This is a genomic window from Pseudomonas sp. R84, assembly GCF_009834515.1.
In the GTDB taxonomy this organism is placed as follows: Bacteria; Pseudomonadota; Gammaproteobacteria; order Pseudomonadales; family Pseudomonadaceae; genus Aquipseudomonas.
On the sequence record NZ_CP019426.1, the window covers coordinates 2666802 to 2677991 of the forward strand.

General features: G+C 59.9%; 10 protein-coding genes. 5 read left to right on the top strand and 5 right to left on the bottom strand.

Annotated elements, in window-relative coordinates; genetic code table 11:
* Positions 1-585: 585 nt before the first annotated feature.
* The 4 genes from PspR84_RS11975 (at position 586) to PspR84_RS11990 (ending at position 4781) form a co-directional block, all read left to right on the top strand.
* Positions 586-1476 carry a CoA ester lyase gene (locus PspR84_RS11975; RefSeq protein WP_160057408.1) on the top strand — a complete coding sequence of 297 codons (891 nt, stop codon included), beginning with the start codon at positions 586-588 and terminating at the stop codon, positions 1474-1476.
* 25 nt (positions 1477-1501) lie between these two features.
* Complete coding sequence (locus tag PspR84_RS11980) at positions 1502-1903, top strand: ParB N-terminal domain-containing protein (protein WP_160057409.1); 402 nt, start codon at positions 1502-1504, stop codon at positions 1901-1903.
* A gap of 109 nt (positions 1904-2012) precedes the next feature.
* On the top strand, positions 2013-4229 hold the full coding sequence (locus PspR84_RS11985) for a TonB-dependent siderophore receptor (RefSeq protein WP_160057410.1): 2217 nt from the start codon (positions 2013-2015) through the stop codon (positions 4227-4229).
* Positions 4230-4361: 132 nt separating this feature from the next.
* Entirely contained in the window at positions 4362-4781 is a 420-nt protein-coding gene (locus PspR84_RS11990; protein ID WP_160057411.1) for a fe2+ zn2+ uptake regulation protein, read from the top strand.
* Here PspR84_RS11990 and PspR84_RS11995 read toward each other — a convergent pair.
* Positions 4719-5324 carry a response regulator transcription factor gene (locus tag PspR84_RS11995; RefSeq protein ID WP_160057412.1) on the bottom strand — a complete coding sequence of 202 codons (606 nt, stop codon included), beginning with the start codon at positions 5322-5324 and terminating at the stop codon, positions 4719-4721. The two genes, PspR84_RS11990 and PspR84_RS11995, sit on opposite strands and share 63 nt — an antisense overlap.
* A 114-nt stretch (positions 5325-5438) precedes the next feature.
* On the opposite strand from PspR84_RS11995, the gene PspR84_RS12000 reads away from it, so the two are divergent.
* Positions 5439-7055 carry a hybrid sensor histidine kinase/response regulator gene (locus tag PspR84_RS12000; protein WP_160057413.1) on the top strand — a complete coding sequence of 539 codons (1617 nt, stop codon included), beginning with the start codon at positions 5439-5441 and terminating at the stop codon, positions 7053-7055.
* Between the two features lie 103 nt (positions 7056-7158).
* On the opposite strand, the gene yecR is transcribed toward PspR84_RS12000, so the two are convergent.
* The 4 genes from yecR to PspR84_RS12020 all read right to left on the bottom strand — a co-directional run bounded on the left by yecR (position 7159) and on the right by PspR84_RS12020 (position 10868).
* Entirely contained in the window at positions 7159-7467 is a 309-nt protein-coding gene (gene yecR, locus PspR84_RS12005) for a YecR family lipoprotein (RefSeq protein WP_160057414.1), read from the bottom strand.
* Between the two features lie 32 nt (positions 7468-7499).
* Positions 7500-7814: a hypothetical protein gene (locus tag PspR84_RS12010; protein ID WP_160057415.1), complete on the bottom strand. Its 315-nt coding sequence runs from the start codon at positions 7812-7814 to the stop codon at positions 7500-7502.
* A 508-nt stretch (positions 7815-8322) separates the two neighbouring features.
* Positions 8323-9495, bottom strand: a complete 1173-nt coding sequence (locus PspR84_RS12015) for a cystathionine gamma-synthase (protein WP_160057416.1) — start codon at positions 9493-9495, stop codon at positions 8323-8325.
* Entirely contained in the window at positions 9492-10868 is a 1377-nt protein-coding gene (locus PspR84_RS12020) for a pyridoxal-phosphate dependent enzyme (RefSeq protein WP_160057417.1), read from the bottom strand. The genes PspR84_RS12015 and PspR84_RS12020 overlap by 4 nt, the downstream gene beginning before the upstream one ends.
* Between the last annotated feature and the right edge of the window lie 322 nt (positions 10869-11190).

The following is an 11190-nucleotide window of genomic DNA, read 5'->3' on the forward strand; positions in this document are numbered from 1 at the left end:
CCATTGATAGTTCGATCACCGATCGTTATCGGTGTGGATCGTCTTTTTTTGCTCGTCAGCGTCGAGGCTTTTAACAACTTGGAGGCGGATGCCAAGTGAAATCCGCTATTGGATCTGTAGCCCTGATCGTAATAAATGGTTCACAAAACAATTGCATGAGAACCCCGTTCCATAAGGTTTGTGCGGATGTACTGAATGGCCATTAGTTGCTGGCCATTGCCCTGTAGCAGCCTGTAGCTGATGTTTAAGTGACATCACTGACAGGTACTTTTTCCGATACCGATGACTTGCTTTGAAACGAGAATAGTTCCTCTTGGCGGCGTGAACAATATTGCGAACAGGAACGATTATCAAGTAAGGTTTTCAAATATTTTTCAATAACGACCTGCTCAAGGCGAATCCATGAACGTGTATTTACACGCTCAAGGACTCGTTCGTCCCGAGATTAAAAAGTCTCTTAATTGCTTGATCAATAAGGCGTTAAGGGCTGTTGCGATAAGCCCCGGAACGGCAGGCAAATCTGCCGTTGAACGGGCCTGAAAACTTTCACAAACCACGACGGGTTCACGTCAAAGGAGCAACGCCATGCAATCCGATCGACTCAGCCGCAAAGCGCCACTCGCGATCAGCTACCTGTTCGTGCCGGGCAACCGTCCCGAGCGTTTTTCCAAAGCCTGCGAAGCAGGGCCGGACGCGATCATTCTCGACCTTGAGGATGCCGTTCATCCGGACAGCAAAGCCGCCGCCCGTGACGCCATCCAGGCGTGGCAGGAGAAAACGCCGAGCGTTGCTTGTGAGCGTTACATCCGCCTCAACAGCGTCAGCAGTTCGCTGTTTCGCCAGGACCTGAGCTGGCTCAGCGACATGCGTTACCCCGAGCGTTGCGATGGGATTTTTTTGCCCAAGGCCGAATGTCCCGAGACGCTGGCGCGGGCGGTCGAGCGCTTGCTGGAGTGGCAACCGACGCTGGCGATCGTCGCGATCATCGAGACCGCCAAAGGCCTGCAGCAGGTCGAGTCGATCGCTGCGATTGCGGGCGTGGCGCGGCTGGCGTTTGGCTCGCTGGATTTCTCGCTCGATATCAACTGCAGCCAGGTGCCCGAGGCGTTTCTGTTTGCCCGCAACCGCATCGTGCTGGCGTCGCGCACGGCTGATCTGCCGTCGCCGATCGATGGCGTGACGCCGGCAATCAGCGACTTGGCGGTGGTTGCCCAAGACGCGCAATACGCGCGTTCGCTGGGCTTCGGCGCCAAGCTGTGCATCCATCCCGGGCAACTGGCGACGGTGCAGCGCGCCTTCCTGCCGGACTCGCGCCAACTGGCGTGGGCCGATCGGGTGATGCGGGCGGTGGCCACGGGCAGCCACGCGGTGCAAGTGGACGGCGAAATGGTCGACTTGCCGCTGATCGAACACGCTCAGCGCCTGCTCGATGTGGCCAGTCAGCATGCGCCGGTTGCCCGCGCCGATGCCTGCTGAATCCCCGGCGAATCAGGAGATCATCATGGACCACGGTTATCAGATTGCGCTGCGGCCGCTGTGCGACGTGTTGCAGTCGGAGCAGGTCGACCCGGCCAACGTGACGCTGCTGCGCGAGTCGATTGTCCGCGCCGGGCATTGGCTGGAACCGATCATCGTCGAGCGTTCGCGCGGCATCGTGATGGACGGCAATCACCGTTTCACCGCGGCGTTGCAGCTGGGTTTGAAACGGCTGCCGTGCATCCAGCTCGATTACTCCGATCCGCGGGTCTGTGTGCGGCATTGGCAAACTGGACAAGCGTTCGAGGTGGCGCGAATTTTCACCACCATCGCTCGCGGCGAGATTTTGCCGTACAAGACCACCCGGCACGCGTTTGACCCCGCGCTGCCGCTGGTCGCGATTCCGCTGGAGCGCCTCTACGCCTGACCCTGATCGGGCGACGGAAAAAAACTTTACTGCGGGTGATACTTTTTCGCAGATCGACTGGCAATAGGAGTGATTACCATTTTCCCTCGATGAAAAGGATCCTCACGTCATGCCTGTTGTCAGTCGTCCTTGCGGTGAGCGGGTGTTAGCACTCGCCGTGCGTACCGCCATGCTGAATTTCGTTTTGGTCGCAGGAAGCGCCAACGCTTGGGCCGCCAGCCCCGAGCAACCAGGCGTTGCCGCCGACCCGACTGCGAACGCCGCGCCGGACGCGCTGACCCTCGACACCACCAACGTCAACGCCCGTTACAACGGCGCGACTGCCTTGCCGGAAACCCTCGCCGGTGGTCAGGTGGCGCGCGGCGCACGACTGGGCATGATGGGCAACAAAGACGTGATGGACACGCCGTTCAGCGTCACCAGCTACACCGCCAAAACCCTCGCTGATCTGCAAACCGTGACCGTCGCCGACGCCTTGGAGCGCGATCCTTCGGTGCGCTCGACCGGGCAGACCGGTGGTATCGTCGACTCGTTTTTCATCCGTGGCTTCCCGATTGGCGAAGGCAACCTTGGTGAGCTGGCGTTCGACGGCGTCTACGGTGTCGCGCCGAATTATCGGGTGTTCACCGACTACGCCGAGCGCGTCGAAGTGCTCAAAGGGCCGGGCGCGCTGATGTACGGCATTTCGCCGAACAGCGGCGTCGGCGGCGTGATCAACATCGTGCCCAAGCGCCCGCTGGATGAAGACCTGACCCGGTTCACCGGCACCTATGCCTCAGATTCTCAGGTCGGCGGGCACCTGGACCTGAGCCGGCGCTTCGGTTCGGAGAACCAGTTCGGCGTGCGTTTCAACGGCAACCTGCAGGGTGGCGATACCGCCGTCGATGATCAGCATCGCGACCTCGGTGTCGGCGCGATCGCTCTGGATTATCGCGGCGAGCGTCTGCGCCTGAACCTCGATTACATCAGCCAGAAAGAAAGCTGGGAGGGCGCTTCGCGGCCCTTCACCATTGCGCCGGGCGTTGATGTGCCGTCTGCGCCGAACGGCCGCACCAATCACTCGCAGGACTGGGGCTGGTCGGATACCAAAGAGCAGTCGGCGTTGCTCGGTGGCGAATATGACCTGACCGACAACGTCACCGTGTTCGCTCATGCCGGCGGTGGTAGATCCGACGTCAAACGCCTGTCCGACCAGGTGCCGAGAATCCTCAATGACGCCGGTGATACCAGCAACATTCCCGGCTACTACAAATTCAACGTTGATCGCTCGACGGCTGACGTCGGTATGCGTGGTGTGTTTGCCACTGGGCCGATCACTCACACCACCACGGTCATGGCGACCCGGTATCAGGATGAGCTGTCACGCGGTATCAACAACGGCACGGCCATCCTGTCGAATATCTACCATCCGATCGACAGGCCGCAGCAGTACATCAATTCGCCGAAAGTGTTGCGCGTTTCCGAATCGGAACTGTCCGGCGTGGCGTTGACCGACACGATGTCGATGCTCGATGACCGCTTCCAGTTGACCCTCGGCGTGCGTCGCCAGGACATCGAATCGCGTAACTACAACGCGGCCGGTGCGGTCAGTTCGAAATACAAGGACAACGCCACGAGCCCGCTGGTCGGCGTGGTGATCAAGCCTTGGGAGGACGTTTCGCTCTACTACAATTATGTCGAAGGTCTGAGCAAGGGCGACATCGCCCCGGGCACGGCGTCCAATGCCGGCGAAACCTTTGCCCCGTACGAATCCAAGCAGCATGAGATCGGCGTGAAATACGAACACGGCACATTCATGACCACGCTGGCGTTGTTCCAGATCGAGAAACCGAGTGGTGAAGTCGGTGCCGACAACGTGTTCTCGGTGCAGGCCGAACAACGCAACCGTGGTGTCGAGTTGAGCATGTTCGGCGAAGTGGCACCGGGCACGCGGTTGATGGGCGGTGTGACGGTGCTCGACGGCGAGTTGACCGATTCGGCGACCAAGGCTAACCGGGGCAACAAACCGGTGGGCGTGCCGGACGTGCAGGCCAATCTCTGGGCCGAATGGGACACGCCATGGCTTGAAGGCTTTACCCTCACCGGCGGTGCGATCTACACCGACAGCCAGTACGTCAACCAGGCCAACACCCAGGAACTGGATGCCTGGACCCGCGTCGACGCCGGCGCGCGTTATGCGACCAAAATCGAAGGCCGGCCAACGACGTTCCGCGCCACCGTGCAGAACGTCTTCGATCGTGAGTACTGGTCGGGCGTGGCGTCCTACGGCGCGTTCTCTCCGGGTTATCCACGGACCTTGCAGCTGTCGGCCACGGTCGATTTCTGACGGGGCGGGAAGGGCGGCGCTGTCGTCACCTTCTATATAGAAAGTCACGATCACGTTGCCTGTCCGACACGTGGTCGGCAGGCGGGAAGCAGCTGCGACCCGCCTGAACATTTTAGAAAGGGAGTATTCGCCATGTTTAACCACCCAGGCGTTGGCGCTGTAAACGCACCTTCAGCGTTTCGGACAGCGAAGAACCCATTGGCCTTTGAGTTTGATCGCAGCGCCAATACGCATATTCGCGAACTGCTGCGCCACTTCGGACTGCGCACCAGCCTGATCCGCTTCAAAGTCATCAATGCACTGGTGGTGGCCGACCGTGACGGACATGGGATCGGGGTGAATGGTGTGCATGCGTTTGTCGAGTCTTCATCGCCCGAGCTGTCGTTCGTCAGTGTGCGTGAAGTGCTCAAGCGTCTGGGGGAAGAGGGGCTGATCGTGCTTGGGAGTGACAAGACCTACCGATTTTCCACTGAGGCCATGGAATTGCTGCTACAGAGTCCCCGTGTATTTCACGGCGGCGGCCGCTCGCGAGGGCACATTGAGCGTGCGTAATAAAGAAGACACATGAATGCGCACCGTGAACGGGGAGATATCCAGGTCGCGGGCGATTTCCTTGTTGGTCTTGCCTTGGGCGATCAAGCGCAGCACGTCCTGCTGACGGGGTGTGAGGGCGGTGTCGGTTTCCAGCGGTAGCAGGCCTGACGGCGCGAACTTCACCAGTACTTCACCTTCGCGAATCGCCAGAATCGCCTGACCGATTTCATCGGGGGCAATATTTTTGCCGATAAAACCGTCAATGCCAGCGGCCATGACTTCGCTGATCAACGCCTCATCATCGACCATCGACACCACAATCAGCGTGGTGCGCGGCAAGCGCTGGCGCAGCCCGGCGAGCTGGCTGACGCAGGTCAGTCCGGGAAAACGCAGATCGAGTATCAGGGTGTCGGGCTCTTCACCCGAGAGCAGCAGCGTCAGCACCGTGTCGAGATCGCCGGCTTCGTCGATGACGGCTGCGGGGAGTAAACGCTGCACCGTGCGCAACATTGCCTCGCGAAACAGCGGGTGATCGTCGGCTATGATAATTCGGCATGTCATGGCATGACCCTCCCTGGGTCAGGCGTTGCTCAAGATCTGCACATTAGCACCGAGCGCAAGGGTTGCCTGTAGGCTGCTTCTGAATCTGACGAATACCGCACAAGGACGTTTCCCATGAAGTTCGAGAAAAACACCGAACTGGACCAGGCCAATCTGCGCATTATCATCGCCGCGATTGCCGTGGTTTACATGCTCGTCCTCGGTTTTTTGCCGGGACAGCGCTTCGATACGTATTTGCCCGTGATCACTTACATTGGCCTGTTTTTGCTGGCCTCGATCGGTTTGCGTCAGGCGATTGCACGCTGGCCGGGGCATTACCCGGCGCGGCGGATTTTTTCCATGGTCCACGATTACACCGGCACCTGTTTCGGTCTGGTGGTCGGTGGTGAGGCGGCGTTGCCGCTGTATGCGGTGATCATCTGGGTCAACCTCGGCAATGGCATGCGCTACGGCTCGCGCTATCTGGCGATTGCCACGGCGCTGGCGTTAGTGGCGTTGCTGTGTGTCTATCGCCTGACGCCAGTGTGGCAAGCGCAACCGTTCATGGTGTTGATGCTGATGCTCACCAGCACGGTGATTCCGTTCTATGCGCATCTGCTGTTGGAGCGCACACGTAAAGCCTCCGAAGAAGCCGTCGCAGCGAATCTGGAAAAGTCGCGGTTTCTCGCTCAGGCCAGTCATGATCTGCGCCAGCCGATTCACTCCATCGGCCTGTTTACCGCGTGCCTGCGGGAGTCGCGGTTAGGGAATGAGGAGCGGCGTCTGGTCGATAACATCGACCGATCACTGCTCAATGTTTCGCAACTGTTCCGCTCGATTCTCGATCTGTACACCCTCGATAACGGCCGGATTCTGCCCAAACTGCAAACCTTCAATTTGGGTGAATGGCTCGCGGATCTGATTCGCCAGAACGCTGAAGCAGCACGTTGGGCCGGGGTCGAGCTGCGGTTGCGCCCCTGTGAATATTGGGTGCGCACGGATCCGGCGTTGCTGGCGACCCTGGTGCAGAATGTGCTTTCCAACTGCTTCAAATATGGCGCGCATCGGCCGGTGCTGATCGGCGTGCGCCGGCGCGGAGCGGGGCTGGCCATCGTGATTTATGACCGCGGCAACGGTATCGCCGAAGACCATCTGGCCAAGGTGTTCGAGGAGTTTTATCGGGTGCGCCAAGTACGCGACAAAGACGTCGAAGGCGTCGGGCTCGGGTTGTCGATCGTCAAGCGTCTGGGCGAGTTGATCGGTGTCGGCGTTGACCTGCGTTCTCGGCTTGGGCGGGGAACGGCAGTGACCTTGTACGGCCTGTCAATCGCTGCGCCCGCACCGTTAACGGTCAATCGCGACGAGGCGCGTCAGGTCGGTTTGCTGACCGGGCTGAAGGTGTGTCTGGTGGAGGATGATCGCAACGTATTGCTCGCGACTTCAGCGTTATTGGAGCGTTGGGGCTGTGTGGTTCAAGCGGAACTGAGCGGGCAGGATTTGATGACCGACTGCGACATCATCGTCGCCGACTATGACCTCGGCACCCACGCCACTGGCATCGAGTGTATTGACGATGTCCGCAAGCGCAGAGGCTGGGCGGTTCCGGCGATGATCATCACCGGGCACGACGTCGAAAAAATCCAGGCGGCCCTGCACGATCGCCAGATTGCCATTCTGTCCAAACCGGTGCGCCCGGTCGAACTGCGCGCGACCCTGCGAGCGCTGCGCGACTGCGAAACCCAAACCCTGTAGATACTCTGTTCATGCTGCGATCTCTTGATCTTCATTTTCAGGATCAAAATCAAAAGATCGCAGCCTCGTTGCACTCGACAGCTCCTACAGGGTTAGTGCGTGTTCAGCGCTTGCACAGATAATCCTGGGTGATGGTGGTTTGCAGGCAGTTGTACTGGCCCATGGTGCGGCAGATGTTTTTCTCGGAACCGGTGACCTCGGCGTTTTTGTAGCCCCAGGTCTTGCAGCGTTGCGTGGCAACGGTCAAACCTTGTTCGGCGCTGGTCTGGCCGCTTTCGAACTGGCCCAGTTCATAGGAAACCTGGACGACGCCATCGTTTTTGCTGCCGCCGGTAGCTTCCCACTGTTTGGGTGTGGCGCAGCCGGTCAGGAACAGGGCGCTGAGGGTGAGTGTTGCGATCAGAGTTTTCATGGGCAAACGGTGTCCTTTACCGGGCGGGGAAATTATTGCAGCGGGATTGGCGAAGCGCCTTTTGGCAGGCAGGAAAGCGGCGGCGACATCATGCCCATGCTCGCCACGGCGATAATTACGCCGCTGGGCAATTCACAGTTGTATTCCCCGGCCGGGGTGTACGCGGTGTAGTAGGTGAGGGTGCTGTCGTTGCGGATATTGTCGATTTTCGACACCGGTTTACCGATCACCGTTTGCGCGCGTTCTTTCATGCTCGCTTCAGTGGGTTTGACGGTCTGGCAGCCGGCAACGCCGAACAGCACAGCGCCGACCAGGGTGATCTTGCAAAGGTTTGCATGCAGTTTCATGGTGTGTCTTCCTTGGTGTTGTTCTGATTTCCAGGCACAACGATCCCGTACGCTGCGAACAGGCAACGTTGAGGAACATCGGGGGTGCGGTGGAATATAGCGCCAGCGGACAGGGCGGTCGATTAGCACAAATGTGCTAGTGCAGTGGGGGATCGACGGCCGTTAGGCGCTTCTCTTCCTGCCCGATTGGGGCAAAGCTCGAATCAGTCTAAAAACACTGACCCGCGTCGGCGAGCCTTTGCTAGGCTCAAAGATGTAGGCGAAGACGCAGACTGATGCGCAATCGGATAGCAAGGGGGCGTGGGGCGCGCTCCGAAAGGTACACGGTTAGAAAGATCTCCGCGCTGAGATCCAGCCCTTATGCCGTGTGAAGCAGCCGAGGCCGTACCTTTTCAATTTGGCCCGGTACTGTGGGAAGCCCGATAAACCTTGTAAGCCAGAGACCAGCACTGGCCGCCTGCTCGAACACCAAAGCCCGCTTCGTGCGGGCTTTGTCGTTCATGCAAGGTCAGATCGATTGCAGCGCCTGCGCCAGATCGGCGCGCAAGTCTTCGACGTCTTCAACGCCAACCGACAGGCGCACCAGACCGTCGCCAATGCCCAGTTTGGCGCGGGTATCCGCCGGAATCGTCGCGTGGGTCATGATCGCCGGGTGCTCGATCAGGCTTTCCACGCCACCGAGACTTTCCGCCAATGCGAAGATCTTCACGTTCTCAAGGAAGCGCCGCGCACCCGCCAGATCACTGTTCAGATCGACGGAAATCATCCCGCCGAAACCGCGCATCTGGCGCTTGGCCAACTCATGCTGCGGATGCGAGGCCAGCCCCGGATAGTAGACGCGTTTGACCTGTGGCTGCTGTTCCAGCCACTGCGCCAGGTCCAGCGCGTTGCTGCAATGACGCTCCATGCGCAGCGCCAAAGTCTTCACCCCGCGCAGGGTGAGAAATGCATCGAACGGCCCGGCAATCGCACCGACGGCGTTCTGCAAGAAGCCCAGCTTCTCGGCCAGTGCTTCGTTCTGGCCGACCACGGCGATGCCGCCGATCACGTCGGAGTGACCGTTCAGGTACTTGGTGGTCGAGTGCAGCACGATGTCGAAACCCAGCTCCAGCGGCCGCTGGATATACGGGCTGGCAAAGGTGTTGTCGGCCACGCTGATGATCCCGCGAGCGCGGCAGATACGGGCGATAGCGGCGAGGTCCGACAGGCTCAACAGCGGGTTGGTCGGTGACTCGACAATCACCAGACGTGTGTCGTCCTGCAGCGCCGCTTCGAACGCCGCCAGGTCAGTCAAATCGACGTAGCTGAAACGGTGTCCGGCACTGCGCTGACGAACCTTGTCGAACAGGCGGAACGTGCCGCCGTACAAGTCATTGCCGGAGATCACGTGCGAACCGGCATCGATCAGTTCGAGCACCGTGGAAATCGTCGCCAGCCCGGAGGCGAACGCAAACGCCTGGGTGCCGCCTTCAAGGTCCGCCACGCAACGCTCCAGGGCAAAACGCGTCGGGTTGTGCGAGCGCCCGTAATCGAAACCCTTGTGCACGCCGGGGCTGTCTTGCAGGTACGTGGAGTTGGCGTAGATCGGCGGCATCAGCGCGCCGGTGGTCGGGTCCGGCGTCTGCCCGGCGTGGATCACCCGGGTCGCGAAGCCTTGGGATTTGTCGTCGTGCTGACTCATGCGAGGGATCTCCGTAATTGGTTGAGCATGTCGGTGCGGGTGATCAGGCCATGGAAGCCCGATGCATCGGCAATGATGGCGACGAGGCCACGGCTGAGCACCGCTTCCAGCTCGGCAAGGCTGGCGCCGGGTGCGAGGGTTTGCAGCTTGTCGGTCATCACGCTGGACACCGATTGGCTGAAGCGGGCGGCGTCTTCGTGCACCGGCAGGAGGATGTCCGATTCATCGATCACACCGACCAGTTGCTTGCCTTCCACCAGCACCGGCAACTGCGAAACCTCCGCCAGACGCATGCGCTGGAACGCGGTGAGCAGGGTGTCGTCAGGGCCGACACTGATCACGCGGCCATCCTCAAAGCGGCGGGCGATAAGGTCGCGCAGGTCGCCATAGCCTTTGCGCTGCAACAGGCCTTGATCGGTCATCCACTGGTCGTTGTAAACCTTCGACAGATAGCGCGTGCCGGTGTCGCAAACGAAGCTGACCACACGTTTTGGCTCGGTCTGTTCGCGGCAATAACGCAGCGCCGCTGCGAGCAGGGTGCCAGTCGAGGAGCCGCCGAGAATGCCTTCGGCCTTGAGCAACTGGCGGGCGTGATCGAAGCTTTCTTCATCGCTGATGGAGTAGGCGTGGCGCACGCTGGAGAGGTCGGTGATCGATGGAATGAAGTCTTCGCCAATGCCTTCCACCGCCCATGAACCGGGCGTCGGCAGCGAGCCGTCGCGGCTGTATTGCGCCATCACCGAACCGACCGGATCGGCCAGGACCATTTCCAGATCCGGCTGCACACGCTTGAAGAAACGGCTCAGGCCCGTCAGCGTGCCGGCCGAACCAACACCGACGACGATGGCGTCCAGATCATGTTCGGTCTGCGCCCAGATTTCCGGCGCGGTGCTGCATTCGTGGGCCAGCGGGTTGGCCGGGTTGTTGAACTGATCGGCGAAAAACGCGCCGGGGATGTCTTTCGCCAAACGGGCGGCGACGTCCTGGTAATACTCGGGATGGCCCTTGCCGACGTCGGAGCGGGTGATGTGTACCTCGGCGCCCATGGCCTTCAAGTGCAGGACTTTCTCGGTGGACATTTTGTCCGGCACCACCAGTACCACGCGATAGCCTTTGGCGCGGCCAACCAGTGCCAGGCCCAGGCCGGTGTTGCCGGCGGTGGCTTCGACGATGGTGCCGCCGGGTTGCAGGCGACCATCACGTTCGGCGGCGTCGATCATCGCCAGACCGATGCGGTCCTTGATCGAACCACCGGGGTTCTGCGATTCAAGTTTGAGAAACAGCGTGCAAGGCCCAGTGTCGAAGCGGGTGACTTGCACCAGTGGAGTATTGCCGATCAGCCCAAGTACGGCAGGGCGTGATTCCTTAGACATTTCTTCACCTCTTTGTGGTGTTGATCGCGTTCCAATCGCGGGGAAAAGACTCGCGTGCAACATAGGCTCAGACATCAGCTGTCGCAACCTTTAGTCGGTCGCAAATACAGCCATTTCGATCTAACGATAGATCGAAATCAAAGACCTGCCGGGGTGCTTTCGGGGGCGTTTATACGGAGGCGTCATCGAGTTTTCAAAGGGCGTCTTCATGGCGACGAACAGCTTGAATTACCAAGAAATTTACTGCCGCAAAAACCGTCCAGCCGTCGCCCGCGCGCTCAACTCTGCAATGTCTTCAACTGACAGGCTGGGATGATTTGAT